The 17523-nt window shown below is 65.7% G+C and carries 16 protein-coding genes; 8 read left to right on the forward strand and 8 right to left on the reverse strand.

The window, feature by feature from the left end; all coding sequences use genetic code 11:
- Nucleotides 1-6 precede the first annotated feature (6 nt).
- From KSS95_RS02610 to KSS95_RS02635, 6 genes are all read left to right on the forward strand, one after another.
- Nucleotides 7-1413: a M16 family metallopeptidase gene (locus tag KSS95_RS02610; RefSeq protein ID WP_217851407.1), complete on the forward strand. Its 1407-nt coding sequence runs from the start codon at nucleotides 7-9 to the stop codon at nucleotides 1411-1413.
- A 122-nt stretch (nucleotides 1414-1535) separates the two neighbouring features.
- Complete coding sequence (locus tag KSS95_RS02615) at nucleotides 1536-2555, forward strand: DUF5924 family protein (protein WP_217851409.1); 1020 nt, start codon at nucleotides 1536-1538, stop codon at nucleotides 2553-2555.
- 34 nt (nucleotides 2556-2589) lie between these two features.
- Complete coding sequence (locus KSS95_RS02620) at nucleotides 2590-3723, forward strand: ABC transporter permease (protein ID WP_217851416.1); 1134 nt, start codon at nucleotides 2590-2592, stop codon at nucleotides 3721-3723.
- On the forward strand, nucleotides 3720-4505 hold the full coding sequence (locus KSS95_RS02625; RefSeq protein WP_217851418.1) for an ABC transporter ATP-binding protein: 786 nt from the start codon (nucleotides 3720-3722) through the stop codon (nucleotides 4503-4505). Before KSS95_RS02620 ends, KSS95_RS02625 begins: the two co-directional genes overlap by 4 nt.
- Before the next feature lie 3 nt (nucleotides 4506-4508).
- Nucleotides 4509-5447, forward strand: a complete 939-nt coding sequence (locus KSS95_RS02630; RefSeq protein WP_217851420.1) for an MlaD family protein — start codon at nucleotides 4509-4511, stop codon at nucleotides 5445-5447.
- Nucleotides 5444-6058 carry an ABC-type transport auxiliary lipoprotein family protein gene (locus KSS95_RS02635; protein WP_217851428.1) on the forward strand — a complete coding sequence of 205 codons (615 nt, stop codon included), beginning with the start codon at nucleotides 5444-5446 and terminating at the stop codon, nucleotides 6056-6058. The genes KSS95_RS02630 and KSS95_RS02635 overlap by 4 nt, the downstream gene beginning before the upstream one ends.
- Here the strand turns inward: KSS95_RS02635 and KSS95_RS02640 are convergent.
- From KSS95_RS02640 to KSS95_RS02665, 6 genes are all read right to left on the reverse strand, one after another.
- Nucleotides 6040-7269, reverse strand: coding sequence for a nucleoside recognition domain-containing protein (locus KSS95_RS02640; protein WP_217851430.1), 1230 nt, complete (start codon nucleotides 7267-7269; stop codon nucleotides 6040-6042). The genes KSS95_RS02635 and KSS95_RS02640 overlap by 19 nt on opposite strands.
- 248 nt (nucleotides 7270-7517) lie before the next feature.
- Nucleotides 7518-8852 (reverse strand): glutamate/aspartate:proton symporter GltP, encoded by a 1335-nt coding sequence (gltP, locus tag KSS95_RS02645; protein WP_217851432.1) that lies wholly within the window; start codon nucleotides 8850-8852, stop codon nucleotides 7518-7520.
- A 729-nt stretch (nucleotides 8853-9581) separates the two neighbouring features.
- Nucleotides 9582-10052 (reverse strand): inhibitor of vertebrate lysozyme family protein, encoded by a 471-nt coding sequence (locus KSS95_RS02650; protein ID WP_217851434.1) that lies wholly within the window; start codon nucleotides 10050-10052, stop codon nucleotides 9582-9584.
- A 5-nt stretch (nucleotides 10053-10057) separates the two neighbouring features.
- Nucleotides 10058-10219, reverse strand: a complete 162-nt coding sequence (locus tag KSS95_RS02655; protein ID WP_008092060.1) for a DUF1328 domain-containing protein — start codon at nucleotides 10217-10219, stop codon at nucleotides 10058-10060.
- Nucleotides 10220-10264: 45 nt separating this feature from the next.
- The gene (locus tag KSS95_RS02660; protein WP_217851435.1) at nucleotides 10265-10549 is read right to left on the reverse strand and encodes a hypothetical protein; all 285 of its coding nucleotides are present in this window, start codon (nucleotides 10547-10549) and stop codon (nucleotides 10265-10267) included.
- Between the two features lie 174 nt (nucleotides 10550-10723).
- Complete coding sequence (locus tag KSS95_RS02665; protein ID WP_217851437.1) at nucleotides 10724-11545, reverse strand: BON domain-containing protein; 822 nt, start codon at nucleotides 11543-11545, stop codon at nucleotides 10724-10726.
- A 212-nt stretch (nucleotides 11546-11757) separates the two neighbouring features.
- On the opposite strand from KSS95_RS02665, the gene algB reads away from it, so the two are divergent.
- Nucleotides 11758-13104 carry a sigma-54-dependent response regulator transcription factor AlgB gene (gene algB / locus KSS95_RS02670; RefSeq protein ID WP_217851439.1) on the forward strand — a complete coding sequence of 449 codons (1347 nt, stop codon included), beginning with the start codon at nucleotides 11758-11760 and terminating at the stop codon, nucleotides 13102-13104.
- On the forward strand, nucleotides 13101-14879 hold the full coding sequence (locus tag KSS95_RS02675) for a KinB sensor domain-containing domain (RefSeq protein WP_217851441.1): 1779 nt from the start codon (nucleotides 13101-13103) through the stop codon (nucleotides 14877-14879). Before algB ends, KSS95_RS02675 begins: the two co-directional genes overlap by 4 nt.
- A 38-nt stretch (nucleotides 14880-14917) precedes the next feature.
- Here the strand turns inward: KSS95_RS02675 and KSS95_RS02680 are convergent, their stop codons facing one another.
- A complete protein-coding gene (locus tag KSS95_RS02680; protein WP_217851443.1) occupies nucleotides 14918-16537 on the reverse strand; it encodes an EAL domain-containing protein in 1620 nt (539 codons plus the stop codon).
- A gap of 196 nt (nucleotides 16538-16733) precedes the next feature.
- Nucleotides 16734-17510, reverse strand: a complete 777-nt coding sequence (locus KSS95_RS02685; RefSeq protein ID WP_217851445.1) for an N-acetylmuramoyl-L-alanine amidase — start codon at nucleotides 17508-17510, stop codon at nucleotides 16734-16736.
- Nucleotides 17511-17523 lie beyond the last annotated feature (13 nt).

The following is a 17523-nucleotide window of genomic DNA, read 5'->3' on the forward strand; positions in this document are numbered from 1 at the left end:
TCGCCCATGCGTTGCCTGATGTTCGTTTGCCTGCTGATCTGCAGCCTGCCGACCCTCGCCCTCGACCGCTCGCGGGTGGAGGGCTACCTGTTGCCCAACGGCTTGCAGGTGATCCTCAAGTCGGGCTACGAGCGCGACCATGTGTCGATCCGTCTGGTGGTCGGTGTTGGCCTGGACGACTTCGCCTGCGACCAGCGCGAGCTGCCGCACCTGCTCGAGCACCTGCTGTTCAGCGGTATCGACGACACCGGCGAAGGCGGCCTGGAGGAGCGCATGCAGGCCCTGGGCGGGGAGTGGAACGCCTACACCAGCAGCGCCGACACCACCTTCGTCATCGAAGCGCCGGCACGCAACCAGCGCAAGGTGCTCGACCTGCTGCTGGCGGTGATCCGCGACACGCGCATCGACGCCAAGGCCCTGGCGACCGCCAAGACCATCATCGAGCGCGAGGATGGCGGCCATTACGGGCGCCTGCAACGCTGGCTCGACCGCCAGGACATCGGCCACCCGGCCAGCGACCAGCTGGCCACCGAGCTGGGCCTGAAATGCCCGGAACGCGCCTACCTCGACGACATGACTCTGGAGCAGGTGCAGCACCTGCGCGAACACTGGTACGCGGCCAACAACATGTCGCTGATCGTCGTCGGTGGCCTCGACCGCCTGCTGCCGGCCTATCTGGAGCGCACCTTTGGCGAGTTGCCGGCAACCGAGCCGGAAGAACGCCGCAGCCTCGAGAGCATCAGCCAGCAGGCCGAGCAACGGCGCAGCCTGACCCGCGGCTGGCTGGGCGACAACGTCAAGCTGCACTGGCTGTTCCTCGAGCCGACCCTGGAGGAGGGCCACGATCAGACCCTCGAGCTGTTGTCGCGCTACCTGGACTGGGCCTTGTACGACCAGCTGCGCCTGCGCCATGGCTTGTCCTACGGGCCGTCGGTGCAGCGCGAGAGCTTCGGCGACAGCGGCCTGTTCAGCCTCAACGCCGACCTCGAGCGCCAGGACCTCGACACGGCGGTGAAGGTGCTCGAACAGCTGTTCGAGCACCTGCGCAAGCACGGCCTGGACCCAGACACCTTCGCCCGTATCAAGGAGGCGGCGATCGCCCGGGAAAGCTGGACCACCCAGGGCAACGCGGCGCTGGCCGACTACTACTGGGGCGCGCTCAACGCCTATGAGGACGGGCGCTTCGCCGACCCGATCGGCAAACTGCGCCGGGTCAGCCTGAAGCAGGCCGACGCGGCGCTGCGCGAACTGCTCAAGGACCCAGGTTACCTGCGCATCGAGAAGCCGCTGCTGGGCTATGACGAGCTGTACGGCCTGGTGGCGCTGGGGCTGGCGCTGATCCTCGCGGTCGGGCTGGTGCGCCGACGCCGCCAGGCAGCAGCCAAGCCCAGCGGCGCTACACGGGCGCCGTGATTCGGCGGTATCCTGTCGGCCAACAGCGTCTGCGTGGGCGCGTGCTTGCCCCGCGATAAGCCCATCGCGGGGCAAGCACGCTCCCATGACGCCTCGAACACGCCCCTTGCTGCTGTAGACCCATGCCCCCAATCCCCAGCTTCATCCTGCGCCTCATCGAGCTGCTCAAGCGCTACCCCGGTATCATCGCGCTCTATGGTTTCCTCTCTGGTATCGGCAGCTTCATCCTGGTCGACCGCCAGGCCGGCCTGGCCAGCTGGATCGCCATCCTGATGCTGGTCAGCTGGGTCTGGCTGATGCTGGAGAACACCCTCACCGAGCTGTTCGCCCGCACCTTCAAGCGCGAGATCCCGCAGCCGCTGCTGCGCTACGCCACCCAGCTGATCCACCAGGAGAGCCTGTTCTTCGTCCTGCCGTTCTTCTTCATCACCACCACCTGGAACAGCGGCCAGCTGATCTTCACCGGGCTGCTCGGCGCCGCCGGGCTGATCTCCATCGTCGACCCGCTGTACTACAAATGGCTGGCGCCACGGCGCTGGCTGTTCCTCGCGCTGCATACCCTGACGCTGTTCGCGGCGATGCTCACGGCGCTGCCGATCATCCTGCACCTGACCACCGCGCAAAGCTTCAAGCTGGCGCTGGTGGCCGCCATGCTGCTGTCGTTCCCGAGCCTGGCCAGCAGCTTCCCGATCAACAACTGGCGCCGCGGCGTGGCCTTGGTGCTGGTGACCCTGGCAGTGGGCGGGGGCGGGTGGCTGATGCGCTCCTGGGTGCCGCCGGCGACCCTGTGGATGACCGATGTGGCGGTGAGCACCGAGGTGATCAACCGCCAGCCGGGGGCCTCGCTGGAGCAGGTGCCCGCCAGCCGCATCCGCAATGGCGGGCTGTACGCCTACACCGCGATCAACGCCCCACGGGGCCTGGACGAGCGCATCTACCATGTGTGGCAGTTCGACGGCAAAGAGGTCGACCGTATCGCCCTGGATATCCACGGCGGGCGCAAGGAAGGCTACCGGGCCTGGACCCACAAGCAGAACTTCCCGCCGAACCCGGTGGGCAAGTGGCAGGTGCGGGTGCTGACCGAGGATGGCCAGGTGATCGGGGTGTTGCGCTTCAAGGTGGTCGACGACACTGCCCGCTGAGCTATGATCTGACTCGCCGCCCATTGTCTGAAGCATGGAGCCCATGACCGTCCCCAGCGCCACCCTGGACACCAGCCAGCAGCCGTCGCGCCTGCGTATCGTCGGCGACTGGACCCTGGCCCACTACAGCAGCCTCAAGCGCGAGTGCGAGCGTCTGGGCAGCCAATACGCCGACGACACCCTCGCCGACCTCAGTCAGCTTGGCCGCCTGGACACCGCCGGCGCCTCGCTGCTGGCCGAACTGCTCGGTGCCAAGCGCCTGGCCCACTGCACCGACGAGCTCCCCGAAGCCAGCCGCGCGCTACTGAAGAACGTGTACTGCTCGGTGCAGGACTACTGCATCCCGGTCAAGCAACCCGAGCGACCGGTGCTGATCCTGCTGCTGGCTCGCATCGGTTGCGCCGTCGATCAGCTCTGGCAGGACTCCCTCCAGGTGCTGGGCTTCATCGGCCTGATCCTGCAGACCCTGTTCCTGCGCCTGTTCCAGCCGCACCGCTGGCGCGTCACCCCGGTGGTCGCCCACCTCGAGCAGACCGGCCTGGACGCCGCGCCGATCGTCGCCCTGCTGACCTTCCTGGTGGGTGCGGTGGTGGCCTTCCTCGGCGCCACGGTGCTGGCCGACTTTGGCGCGACCATCTTCACCGTCGACCTGGTGGCGTTCTCCTTCCTGCGCGAGTTCGCCGTGCTGCTGACCGCCATCCTCATGGCCGGGCGCACCGCCAGCGCCTTCACCGCGCAGATCGGCTCGATGAAGGCCAACGAAGAGATCGACGCCATCCGCACCCTGGGCCTGAACCCCATCGAGCTGCTGGTGGTGCCGCGGGTGCTGGCGTTGCTGATCGCGCTGCCGCTGCTGACCTTCGTCGCGATGATCTGCGGCATGGTCGGCGGCGCGGTGGTCTGCGCCCTGACCCTGGACATCTCGCCGGCCATGTTCCTCTCGCTGCTGCAAAGCGACATCGGTGTGCAGCACTTCCTGGTGGGCCTGGCCAAGGCGCCGTTCTTCGCCTTCCTGATCGCCGCCATCGGCTGCCTGGAAGGCTTCAAGGTCAGCGGCAGCGCCGAGTCGGTCGGCGCCCACACCACCTCGGCGGTGGTGCAATCGATCTTCGTGGTCATCGTCCTGGACGCCGTGGCCGCGCTGTTCTTCATGGAGATGGGCTGGTGAGCGAAGCGGTGATCGAAGCCCGGGGCCTGTGCAACCGCTTTGGCAGCCAGAGCGTGCACGAGAACCTCGACCTGGACCTGTACCGCGGCGAGATCCTCGCCGTGGTCGGTGGCTCGGGCAGCGGCAAGTCGGTGCTGCTGCGCAGCATCGTCGGCCTGCGCCGGCCCAACGAGGGCAGGGTGAAGGTGTTCGGCGAGGACCTGGCCACGGCCAGCGAGACGCAACGCTCGCTGATCGAGCGGCGCTTCGGCGTGTTGTTCCAGAAGGGCGCGCTGTTCTCGTCGCTGACCGTGACCGAGAACGTCGCCCTGCCGCTGATCGAGCATGCCGGGCTGTCGCGGGCCGACGCCGAGCACCTGGCCGGGGTCAAGCTGGCCCTGGCCGGGCTGCCGATCAGCGCCGCCGACAAGTACCCGGCGTCGCTGTCCGGCGGCATGATCAAGCGCGCCGCGCTGGCCCGCGCCCTGGCCCTGGACCCGGACATCCTGTTCCTCGACGAACCCACCGCCGGCCTCGACCCGATCGGCGCCGCCGCCTTCGACCAGTTGATCCTGACCCTGCGCGACGCCCTGGGCCTGTCGGTGTTCCTCATCACCCACGACCTCGACACCCTGTACACCATCACCGACCGCATCGCCGTGCTGTCGCAGAAGAAGGTGCTGGTGGCCGGCCCGCTGGCCGAGGTCGAGCAGACCAATGATCCCTGGATCCACGAATACTTTCACGGCCCGCGCGGCCGGGCGGCCGAAGATGCCGCCCTGCGCGCCCGCCAGGAGCGCTGAACGATGGAAACCCGAGCTCATCATGTCCTGATCGGCCTGGTCACCGTATTGGTGGTGGCCGGCGCCATGCTGTTCGGCCTGTGGCTGACCAAGGCCAGCGTCGACGACACCTTCAAGGACTATGAAGTGGTGTTCAACGAGGCGGTGTCGGGCCTGTCGCGCGGCAGCCCGGTGCAGTACAACGGCATCAAGGTGGGCGACGTCAGCACCCTGCGCCTGGACCCCAAGGACCCGCGCCGGGTGCTGGCGCGGGTGCGCCTGAGCGCCGACACGCCAGTCAAGCAGGACACCCAGGCCAAGCTGACCCTGGCCGGGGTGACCGGCAACTCGTTCATCCAGCTCAGCGGCGGCACCCCGCAAAGCCCCGAGCTCAAGGGCAAGGATGGCAAGCTGCCGGTGATCGTCGCCTCGCCATCGCCGATTTCACGCCTGCTCAACGACAGCAGCGACCTGGTGACCAATATCAACCTGCTGCTGCACAACGCCAACCAGATGTTCTCGCAAAGCAACGTCGAGCACCTGAGCAACACCCTGGCCAACCTCGACCAGACCACCGGCGCCTTCGCCAGCAAGCGCGGCGGCATCGCCGATGCCCTGGCGCAACTGGCCGAAGTCGGCCGCCAGGCCAACGCCACCCTGGCCGAGACCCAGGCGCTGATGCGCAACGCCAACGGCCTGCTCGGCAACCAGGGCAAACAGGCCATCGGCAGCGCCGAGCAGGCCATGCAGGCGCTGGCCGAGAGCACCGCGACCATCAACAGCCTGCTCAAGGACAACCGCCAGTCCCTCGACGACGGCGCCCAGGGCCTCAATCAGCTGGCCCCGGCCATCCGTGAACTGCGCGAGACCCTCAACGCCCTCAAGGGCATTTCCCGGCGCCTGGAAGCCGACCCCAGCGGCTACCTGCTGGGCCGCGACAACAACAAGGAGTTCCAGCCATGATCCCGTCGCTGCGCCTGGCCGCGCTGGCCGCCACCCTGGGCCTGGTCCCGGCCTGCTCGATCCTGCCGCACAGCGAGCCTGTGGATATCTACCGCCTGCCGGTGACCCAGGCCACGGCCAATGCCGCGCCGCTGGACTGGTCGCTGCGCCTGAACAAGCCGTTGACCAGCGAAGCCCTGGCCGGCCCGCGCATCGCGGTGATCCCCCAAGGCGACGTGATCAGCAGCTACAAGGGCGCGCGCTGGAGCGACCCGGTGCCGATGCTGCTGCGCAATCGCCTGCTCGATGGTTTCCAGCGTGACGGCCGGGTGCCGCGCCTGAGCGCCGACGACAGCAACCTGCAAGCCGACTACGAGTTGGCCGGCGAGCTGCAGGCGTTCCAGAGCGAGTACCGTGCCGGCGCGCAGCTGGAGGTGGTGATCCGCTATGACGCACGCCTGGTGCAGGGGCGCACCCAGCGCATCCTCGCCAGCAAACGCTTCGAGGTGCGCCAGCCGCTCAACGATGGGAAAGTGCCGGCAGTGGTTGCCGGCTTCGGCGCGGCCAGCGATGTGCTGGCGCGCCAGGTGATTGCCTGGACAGTCGCCCAGGCTCAGGCGAAGAACCAGTAGCAGACGAAGATCGCCGCGATCACCCCGGACAACTCGGCCAGCAGGGCGCAGCCGACGGCATGGCGCACCCGCTGGATGCCCACCGCGCCGAAGTAGACCGCCAGCACGTAGAAGGTGGTCTCGGTGCTGCCCTGGATGGTTGCCGCCACCAGCGCCGGGAAGCTGTCGACGCCATGGGCCTGCATGGTCTCGATCAACATGGCCCGCGCCGCGCTGCCGGAGAACGGCTTGACCAGCGCGGTGGGCAGGCCTTCGACGAAGCGGGTATCCAGGCCCATCCAGTTCACTGCATGGCGAATGCCATCCAGGGCCAGCTCCAGGGCGCCCGAGGCGCGCAGCACACCGACCGCCACCAGCATCGCCACCAGGTAGGGCAACAGCCCCTTGGCCACATCGAAGCCTTCCTTGGCGCCTTCGACGAAGGCTTCGTACACCTGCACCCGCTTCAACGCGCCGATCACCAGGAACAGGATGATCACGCCGAACAGCGTGAGGTTGCCGAGGATCGACGACAGGCCGGCCAGGGCGGCGGCCGACAAGGTGCCAAGGAACGCCATGAAGCCGCCCAACAGCAAGGCGCCGGGGATCAGGTACGCCAGCACCACGGGGTCCCACAGGCGCAGGCGCTGCATCACGGCCACCGACAGCAGGCCGACCAGGGTCGAACAGCTGGTGGCCAGCAGGATCGGCAGGAACACCAGGGTCGGATCGGTGGCGCCTTGCTGGGCGCGGTACATGAAGATGGTCACCGGCAGCAAGGTCAGCGACGAGGCGTTGAGCACCAGGAACAGGATCTGCGCGTTGCTCGCCGTGGTGCTGCTGGGGTTGAGCTCCTGCAACGCGCGCATGGCCTTCAGGCCGATCGGCGTGGCGGCGTTGTCCAGGCCCAGGCCGTTGGCGGCGAAGTTCATGGTGATCAGGCCCAGGGCCGGGTGGCCAGGCGGTACTTCCGGCATCAGCCGGGCGAACAGCGGGCCGAGGACCTTGGCCAGCCATTCGACGATGCCGGCCTTCTCGGCGATCTTGAGAAAGCCCAGCCACAAGGTCAGGGTGCCGAACAGCAGGACCATGACCTCCACCGACAACTTGGCCATGGCGAAGATGCTCTCGACCATGGCGGCGAAGATGCCGGCATTGCCGCCTACCAGCCACTGGGCCAGGGCGGAGATGGCCGCCACCAGGAAAAAGCCGAGCCACAGGCCGTTGAGCATCCGTGTATACCCCCGTGAAAAATGCCCGAATGATAGCGCATGCCGGCGCCTGGCTGGGGGCCGCGTACCTGTAGGAGCGGCCTTGTGTCGCGAAAGGGCTGCGCAGCGGCCCCGGCGATTTTGCATGATGCCGAGACTCTGGGGCCGCTGCGCGCCCCTTTCGCGACACAAGGCCGCTCCTACAGGGGGGGGTCGCCTATAAAACGAAAAGCCCCGACTAGTCGGGGCTTTTCGTTCAGCTCAGCGGCTTACTGGTTGACGGTCTTGCCCGCCACCGAAGCTGGCTGGGTGCCTTTGGCCAGCACCAGCGACTGGTAGTACGCCTCGCCCTTCTCGGCGTCGTACATGCCCTGCCACTTGGCGATGACCACCGCGGCCAGGGCGTTGCCCACCACGTTCAGCGCGGTACGGGCCATGTCCATGATGCGGTCGACACCGGCGATGAAGGCCAGGCCTTCCAGCGGAATGCCCACGCTGCCCAGGGTGGCCAGCAGCACCACGAAGGAGACGCCCGGCACGCCGGCGATACCCTTGGAGGTGACCATCAGGGTCAGCACCAGCAGCAGCTGCTGGCTCCACGACAGGTCGATGCCGTACAGCTGGGCGATGAAGATCGCCGCGATGCTCTGGTACAGGGTCGAGCCGTCGAGGTTGAACGAGTAGCCGGTCGGCACCACGAACGAGCAGATCGACTTCGGCGCACCGAACTTCTCCATCTTCTCGATCACGCGCGGCAGCACGGTCTCGGAGCTGGAGGTGGAGTAGGCGAGGATCAGCTCGTCTTTCATGATGCGCATGATGCGGATGATCGAGAAACCGAACACCCGCGCCACCAGGCCCAGCACCATGAAGGCGAAGAAGGCGATGGCGAAGTACACCAGCAGCACCAGCTTGGCCAGCGGCAGCAGCGAGGCGAAGCCGAAGTTGGCGACGGTGGCGGCGATCAGGGCGAACACGCCGATCGGGGCGTAGTTCATGATCATGTGGGTGACCTTGAACATGGTCTCCGACACGCCCTGGAAGGTACGCACCAGTGGCTCGCGCAGGTCGGCGTTGAGGCTCGACAAGCCCATGCCGAACATGACCGAGAAGAAGATGATCGGCAGCATCTCGCCACGCATCAACGCCGCGAAGATGTTCGACGGGATCAGGTTGAGCAGGGTCTCGATGAACGCGTGCTCATGCTGCACCTCGGCCGCGGTGGCCTGGTACTTGGAGATGTCGACAGTGCCCAGGGTGCTCATGTCGATGCCGGCGCCCGGATGGAACACGTTGGCCAGGACCAGGCCGACGACGATGGCGATGGTGGTCACCACCTCGAAGTAGATGATGGTCTTCAGGCCGATGCTGCCCAGTTTCTTCGCGTCGCCAACCCCGGCGATGCCCACGATCAGCGACGAAATCACGATCGGGACGACGATCATCTTGATCAGGCGAATGAAGATGTCGCCGGCAGGTTGGAGGACGTTGCTGATCCACCATGCCTTTTCTGCACTGAAATGATTCAGTAGCGCGCCGACTGCAACGCCCAGCAACAGACCGATGACGATCTGCCAGGCGAGGCTCAGTTTTGCCTTCTTCATGTCATTACCCTTTGTTGTAGTGGTCACGAGCATCGGTCTGAAAAGCGCACCCCAGAGCCTTGGAAAGGATCGTGGATGACAACTTTGCGGGCCGCTGCCCCTCTGTAAGGACACCGCGAGCGAGCTTGGCTGGCGCTCGGGCCGAGGAAAAAGGCGGCAACTATTGCGATGCGGGTAGGGGGCAGTCTAATGCCGGAAACGACTACCCTATGCCGAATCGGCATGAGACCGAAAGACAAAATCGGGCATCGCCAAGCCCTTGATTTTCAACGTTCGGATTTCCGAACAAGACCAAAACGCCATTTTCCGGCAGATTTGGCGGGGTGACGATATGGGTGGACGTGGCGTGTTCGACAATCCGAATGGCTGAAATGCCACTCAAACTGACGTGTCGGACAGGTAAAAAAATTTCGATGTACGGTAGCGACAAAATGTGTCTGAGAAAAAAGTCGCCCGTATATAAGGAAGGATTCCTACATAAGGCGCTTCGGAAGCCAGATCAGTCACACACAAATGCGCGCCAACCGACCTGCAACTTCCGATGCCACCTTCTCCTGACCCGGCCCATGACGGAGGCACTCCCTGTGCCCCTAGGCCACTCCGATCCTGCAACAATCAGAACAGCCCGGCCCCCTGGTCATGCGCTACCCCTCCTCGGGGCGGCGCATCATAGAAGCCAGAAAGATAAAAAGGTTCAGCTTCTATAGCGTTACAGCGCGCGACCGTTGGTCAGTACCAGTTCGGGTCGCGCTTGAGTTGCTCTTGCAGCAAGGCCTTCATGCCCTCGTCCGGCTTGCCCAGCCAGCGGTAGTCCGCATGGCGGGTAGGCGACTTGTCCGTGGGCAGGCCTTCGGGCACTTCCACGAGCATCCCGTAGGCATCGTCCTTGTCCCAGCTGAAGGCGACGATCAAGCGCTTGTAGGTGCACTTGTCCTCAGCCTCGCACAGCGGGCCGACCAAGTAGCGATCGCCATCCTCGGTCACCGCCGACATTTGTTGCGCCGAGCTGCCGCTGAGGTTGATCACCCACTCGGGCAAGCGTTCTTCATCCTTGATGGTCTTCTGCCAGGTCTGGCGGTATTCCGGGTCGCTGCCCAGCAGCTGGTTGACCCGGGCCTGGCCGTCGTTGGCGGCCATCGCCGCCGTGCCACCGCCCAGCAACAGGGCGGTGACCAGCAGCTTGGGGAGCATCCTGCCCATGATCGTCAACCTCTGCCGCGGCCAAAGAAGAAGGACGCCACGAACAGCACCAGGAAGACGATGAACAGGATCTTCGCGATGCCGGTCGCGGCGCCGGCGATACCACCAAAGCCCAGAACTGCGGCGATGATGGCGATGATCAGGAAGGTGATAGCCCAACTCAGCATGATGTTTCTCCTTTTCTCGTGCGAAATCGGTATGCGCTAGCAGGATCAGAACACCCAGCGTTCCTGGGGCTCGACACGTTCAAGCACCGCCGGCGCGGCGTCGGCCTGGGGCAGCGGTTCGGCGGCCCGGACCAAGGTGTTGCCGGTGGTGGCCCGCAGCTGCGTCAACAGGGCGGTCTGCGCCGCCACCTGCTCGGCCAGCCGCGCGGTCTGCCAGCTGTAGTACGCCTGGCCGGCCGCCAGGGTGAGCAGTACGGCCAGGCCAAGGAACAGCAGCTGTCGCAGTGACCAGTCGGTGACCTGTGCGCGGTTGACGTTGGGGCGATTCATGCCGGCTCCTCCTGCTGTACTTGTTATCCATGCTGGAAGGGCTGTTGCAGGCTGCATGCCAGTATTATCTAACTAAAAAAATCCTTATAAATCAGACGGTTAGATATTAATCACGAAAACTGAAAGGACGTATCCTGCACGATGCCGGCTGGCGCACCGTGCGAATTGCACGATTCATCCCTCCACCTTGGTCGCCACCTTCAGCAGGTCGGCATCCACCCCACGCACGCCGACGATCTGCCGCGCCACCTCAACGGCGATGGTTTTCTGCTCGCTGCTGACCACCTCGCCGGCCAGCCTGACCAGTCCCTGTTCGCTGGCGACCTTGAGGTTCAGACCGTCGAGGTTGCGGCTGAAGCGATAGCTGGCCTGGATCTTGTCCACTATCCAGCTGTCGCTGGGCTGCGGGCCATCCGCTGCATCCACCGGCGTCTGCCGGGCCTTGGCCAGCGCGGTGCTGTCCAGGCTGACCAGGTTGTTGACCAGGTGCACGCCGGTACTGGTGCGCGCCAGCACGCCAGCCAGCTCCTTGGCCTGCGGGCTGTCCACCTTGCCGCGCAAGGTAATCACGCCGTCGCGGCTTTGAACCTCGATGGGCGCCTTTTGCGTGACCCGGCTCCACAGCAAACGGGCACGAATCACCGCGGCCAAGGTGGCGTCCTCCAGGCGCTGGGCATAAGCGCGCAGCTCCAGTGGCCGCTCCACCAGTTGCGGATTGACCCGCAGTTGGTTGTCGACCTGTTCCACGCCGCGGGTGGCCAACGCCACCTGCTCGGCCAGGGCGCGCTCTACCGGGTTCTCGACCTCGCCGGTCAGCCGTGCCCGCTGGCCATCGACCTGCACCTTTATAGAGAAGGGATTGAGCATGCGATTGAGTGACAACGCCGTTTGCAGGGCGCCTTCCAGGCGGGCGTCCTGCACCGGGTCGGCCAGCGCCGGGGCAATCATCGGCAGCAGGCAGGCAGCCAGCGCGGTCATTCGGAGGGAACGAAACATGAACAGATCTCCTTGCCAATAGCTCAACCGAAGGCAGGCGCAAGCGGCGTGCCAGTGCAAAACAGGGAACCATCCTGCGGTTTATCAATCACTTAGCCATCATGAAGGCACTCAGCTAGCATGCATGGCGCGGAATCAATCAGAATCGACCATGCAACTTGCCCGATTTTTCCGACACTAATTGAGACCAATCCCAAAGGAGCGCAGGAAAAATGGAATCAGCCCAGGACAACCAAGGCCGCATTCTGCTGGTGGACGACGAGTCCGCCATCCTGCGTACCTTCCGCTACTGCCTCGAAGACGAAGGCTATAGCGTGGCCACCGCCAACAGCGCCGCACAGGCTGAGACCCTGCTGCAACGCCAGGTGTTCGACCTGTGCTTCCTCGATTTGCGCCTGGGCGAGGACAACGGCCTGGATGTACTGGCACAGATGCGCATCCAGGCACCGTGGATGCGCGTGGTGATCGTCACCGCCCACTCGGCCATCGATACTGCGGTGGACGCGATCCAGGCCGGCGCCGCCGACTACCTGGTCAAGCCGTGCAGCCCCGACCAGTTGCGCCTGGCGACCGCCAAGCAGTTGGAGGTGCGCCAGCTGTCGGCGCGCCTGGAGGCCCTCGAAGGCGAGGTGCGCAAGCCCAAGGACGGCCTGGACTCCCACAGCCCGGCGATGATGGCGGTACTGGAGACCGCCCGGCAGGTAGCGACCACCGACGCCAACATCCTCATCCTTGGCGAATCCGGCACCGGCAAGGGCGAACTGGCCCGGGCCATCCATGGCTGGAGCAAACGGGCGCGCAAGGCCTGCGTGACCATCAACTGCCCGTCGCTGAACGCCGAACTGATGGAAAGCGAACTGTTCGGCCATACCCGTGGCGCCTTCACCGGTGCCAGCGAGAGCACCCTGGGGCGGGTCAGCCAGGCGGATGGCGGCACCTTGTTTCTCGACGAAATCGGCGATTTTCCCCTCACCTTGCAGCCAAAACTGCTGCGTTTCATCCAGGACAAGGAATACGAGCGGGTCGGCGACCCCGTCACCCGTCGCGCGGATGTACGCATCCTCGCCGCCACCAACCTCAACCTCGATGAGATGGTGCGCGAAAACCGCTTCCGCGAAGACCTGCTGTATCGCCTGAATGTCATCACCTTGCACCTGCCGCCCCTGCGCGAGCGCAGCGAGGACATCCTGACCCTGGCCGACCGTTTCCTGGCGCGCTTCGTCAAGGAATACTCGCGCCCCGCCCGGGGCTTCAGCGACGAAGCCCGCAGCGCGCTGCTGAACTACCGCTGGCCGGGCAACATCCGCGAACTGCGCAACGTGGTCGAGCGCGCCAGCATCATCTGCCCGCAGGAGCGCGTGGAAATCAGCCACCTGGGCATGGCCGAGGCGCCCGTCAGCAATGCCCCGCGGGTCGGCGCAGCGCTGAGCCTGGATGAGCTGGAACGGGCCCATATCGGCGCGGTGCTGGCGGCCAGCGATACCCTCGACCAGGCCGCCAAGACCCTCGGTATCGATGCCTCCACCCTGTACCGCAAGCGCAAGCAGTACAACCTATGAAATGGCCGATGAAGCTGCGTACACGGCTGTTCCTCAGCATCTCGGCGCTGGTGACCGTGGCGCTGCTGGGCTTGCTGCTGGGGCTGGTCAGCGTGCTGCAGATGGCGACCCTGCAGCAGCGCCTGGTGCAGGACACCACCCACACCCTGTCCCTGGGCCTGCAACTACGCCAGAACCTCGGCGAGCAGCTGAACCTGATGCTCGACGCCGGCACCGATCCCAAGAGCCTGGTCACCTTGCAGAACCAGTTCCAGCACCTGCTCAACCAGGGCCTGGAACAAGGCGGCGAGCGCACCGGCTTCAGCAAGGCCAGCAGCAACTACCAGGCCTTCCTCCAGGCCTACCGCGACAGCCCGGTACCGGCCCGCAGCATGGGCGTCGAGCAGCCGCTGGGCGCGGCGTTCAACCAGGTGCGCAACGACCTGATCGACTCGCACAAGCAAGCCCTGGAGCACATCACCCGCAGCGAGGAACAGTCCCGCGACCACGCCCTGCTGGTCGGCGGCGTCCTCGGCCTGATGGGCCTGACCGTGCTGGTCCTGGGCTTCATTACCGCGCACAACATCGCCCGGCGCTTCGGCCAGCCGATCGAGGCCCTGGCCAAGGCCGCCGACCAGGTCGGCCAGGGCAACTTCGACGTGACCCTGCCGGTCACCCAAGCCACCGAGCTCAACCAGCTGACCCGTCGCTTCGGGCTGATGGCCGATGCCCTGCGCAAGCACCAGGCCACCAATATCGACGAGTTGCTGGCCGGGCAGCAGCGCCTGCAAGCAGTGCTCGACAGCATTGACGACGGGCTGTTGATCATCGACCGCCAGGGGCGCCTGGAACACCTCAACCCGGTGGCCCAGCGCCAGCTCGGCTGGGACCCCAGCCGCCTGGGCGTGAGCCTGGCCGAAGCCCTGCAACGCCCTGAGCTGGAACAGCAACTGCGCCAGGTGCTGCGCGGCGGCAGCCTGGATCGCCCACCCGACGACCTGAGCCTGGAGGTGGACGAGGAAAGCCGCCTGCTGACCTACAGCCTGACGCCGGTCAGCCACCCCCAGGGGCCGATTCTCGGGGCGGTGATGGTGCTGCACGATGTCACCGAGCAACGCGCCTTCGAACGGGTACGCAGCGAATTCGTGCTGCGTGCCTCCCACGAACTGCGCACCCCAGTCACCGGCATGCACATGGCCTTCGGCCTGCTGCGCGAACGCATCAGCTTCCCGCCCGAGGCCCGCGAGACCGACCTGCTGGAGACCATCGGCGAGGAAATGCAGCGCCTGACCCAGTTGATCAACGACCTGCTGAACTTCTCCCGCTACCAGAGCGGCCTGCAGAAACTGGAGCTGCAACCGTGCAACCTCGGCGAGCTGTTCGAGCGCGCCCAGGCGCGCTTCGCCGAACAGGCCACGGCCAAGCAGGTCGAACTGGTGGCCGAACTGGAGCCGCCGCTGCCGCGAATCCAGGCCGACATCGCCCAGCTCGACCGGGTGCTGGACAACCTGCTGCACAACGCGATCCGCCACACCGGCAGCGGCGGGCGTATTCGCCTGCATGCACGCCGGCACGCCGAACGGGTGATCATCAGCGTCGAGGACAGTGGCGAGGGTATTGCCTATGGCCAGCAGGGGCGGATTTTCGAGCCCTTCGTGCAGGTTGGCCGCAAGAAAGGCGGGGCAGGCTTGGGCCTGGCGCTGTGCAAGGAAATCGTGCAACTGCATGGCGGGCGCATGGGGGTGTTCTCCCGGCCGGGGCAGGGCACGCAGTTCTACATGGCCTTGCCGGTCTGACGATCCCTGCCGGGTGCGGCTGACAGGCAAAGGCAGCCTCAAGGCTCATCGTCGATGCGCCGGCCCGCCACCCGCCGGCCGCGGGTGATCAACTCGGCGAACTGGCGGGCATTCAACGGGTGGGCGAACAGCCAGCCCTGGCCATAGTGAACCCCCTCGGCGTTGAGCAGCAGCGCCTGGTCCTCGCACTCGATGCCCTCGGCGATCACCCGCAGGTGCAGGTCGTGGGCCATGCGAATGATGTGCGGGGCGACGCCGCTGCTGGCAGCGTCATGGCCCAGGGCATCGATGAACGACTTGTCGATTTTCAGGCAATCCACCGGCAGGGTCTGCAAGTAGGCCAGGCTGCAATAGCCGGTGCCAAAGTCGTCGATCAGCACCTGGTGCCCCACCGCGCGCAGGGCCTGCAGGTTGTCCCGCGCCACCACCACATCGATCAGGCCACGCTCGGTCACCTCGAAGGCGATCTGGCTGGCGGCCACCCGATGCTGCGCCAGCAAGCGCGCCGCCACCCGGCCGATACGCGGCACCATCACATCGCACGCGGCCAGGTTCACCGAGATGTACAACTGCCGGTTGGCCCGCAGCAACTGCCCCAGCTGTTCCAGCACCCGCTGCAGGACGAAGTCGGTGATCTGGCGAATCTGCCCGGTGTTCTCCGCCAGCGGGATGAACAGCTCCGGGCTGGTCAGGCTGCCGTCCGGGCGACGCCAGCGCACCAGCGCCTCGGCGCCCACGCAGCGGCGGCTGTCGAGTTCGAAGATAGGCTGGTACAGCACCTGCAGCTCACCCCGCCGCAAGGCCTGTTGCAGCTCGGCACTCATCGAGCGCCGTTGCAGGATCAGTTGCAGCACCAGCCAGCCGATACAGCACGCCAGCACCAGGCTGCCGGGAAACAGCAGCCAGAGCATGCCATTGAGCTTCAGCGGCAAGCTGGCCCTGGGCGCGATCAGCACCAGTTGGTAGTCCGGCGACTTGGTCGCCATGCGGTACACCAGCCGGTCGGGCAGCTCGACCAGCGACTTGTTCGCCGGTGGTGGCCAGTCGGCAATCGGCGGCCAGTGCTGTGTCGGGCCGAGCACCGGAATGGCGCGGGTGCTGTGGTCCAGCACCACCAGCAGGCTGCCGCCGGCCGGCAAGTCGACCACGTCGGTGAGATGGCCGCGGGAGGTAGACACCAGGAAGTTGCCACGCCCGAGCATCAGCGCGGCGAGGTTCTCGTTGGGTTCGGTGGTGGTGTTGAGCCAGTAGCTGTAGGTCGGGCCCTGGATATCCGGGGTACGCAGCGGTTCGATGTTGCGCTCGCCACCGCGGTTGGAGCAGGCCTGGGTGCCGTTTACGTACGCCGCCTCATAGATGAAACGCGATTTCAGCGCCACCTGCTGCAACTGCGCCAGCATGGCCGCATCGCAACCGCGCAGGGGCTGCGCCTGCAATTGGTCGACCGCCTCGCGCAACTGGCCGAACACTTGCTCGAGGCGCTCGAGAAAGCGCTCGCCCTGGGCATACATCTGGGCGCTTTCGCTCTGTTTCATCTGTTGCAGGGTCAAGCCCACACTGGCGGCCAGCAACAGCGCGGCGCTGGCCAGGGCCGCGAGAGCGGCCAGCAGCCAGGGCCGGTGGAAAAATTGACGCACCACGGCGAACAGGGCAGGCATGCGCGGCATCCAGTTGAATACCAAAGGTATAGCAACTGAATCGAAGCTTGGCGTGGCCGCTGGGCATATAGAGAAGACCTATCGAAGATCGCCCCGCGATTCAGGTTGCGCTGTTACACAGGAAAAAAGGTACTACCTGCGTGGGGCAGCGCATCGCGGGGCACGCCCCCTCCCACGCTGAACGCTCAAAAATCTATTAGCGCTTGCGGTTGAGCACCTGCAACATCGCCGCCGTTTGCGCATCCGGCATGCCGTCGAAACGCTGCGGGCGAAAGCGCATCTGGAAAGCCGCGATCACATGGCGGGTGGCTACATCCAGCTCGCCGGTCTGGTCGATGGCATAGCCGAAGCGCGCCAACTGTTGCTGGTACCAGGTGAGGGTCGGTGGATTGGCCTCGAAATAGGCCTGCTGGCGCGCCACCGTGGTGGCATCCGGCCAAATGCCCAGGCCAGCGTCGGCCAGGCGTTTCCAGGGGAACAGCGGGCCTGGGTCGAGCTTGCGCAGCGGGGCGATGTCGCTGTGGCCGATGATGTGCCGGGGGTCGATGTTGTTGCGCTTGACGATGTCCTTGAGCAAGGCGATCAGCGCCTGCACCTGTGCTTCGCTGTACGGGTGCCAGACCCGCCCGGACGGGGTGTCGGTGTAGCCCGGGTTGACGATCTCGATGCCGATCGAGCTTGAGTTGAGCCAGGTGCGGCCCTGCCATTGGCTGTCACCGGCGTGCCAGGCACGACGGTTCTCGTCCACCAGCTGGTAGACCGTGGCCGGGCCATCGCCGATCAGGTAGTGGCTGCTGACCTCGCCATGGGTGAGCAGGGCAAGCGAGCGCTGCAACGACGCATTGGTGTAATGCAGGACGACGAACTGGATGCGGCTGTCCTGGTTCGCCGAAGGGTGGCTGCGGTCGATGCGCAGGCCGCTGGAACAACCGGCCAGGGCCAGCAGGAGCAGGGCGGTGAAGAGTCTTTTCATTGCAGGAACACGT

The sequence above is a fragment of the Pseudomonas muyukensis genome (assembly GCF_019139535.1).
GTDB lineage: Bacteria > Pseudomonadota > Gammaproteobacteria > Pseudomonadales > Pseudomonadaceae > Aquipseudomonas > Aquipseudomonas muyukensis.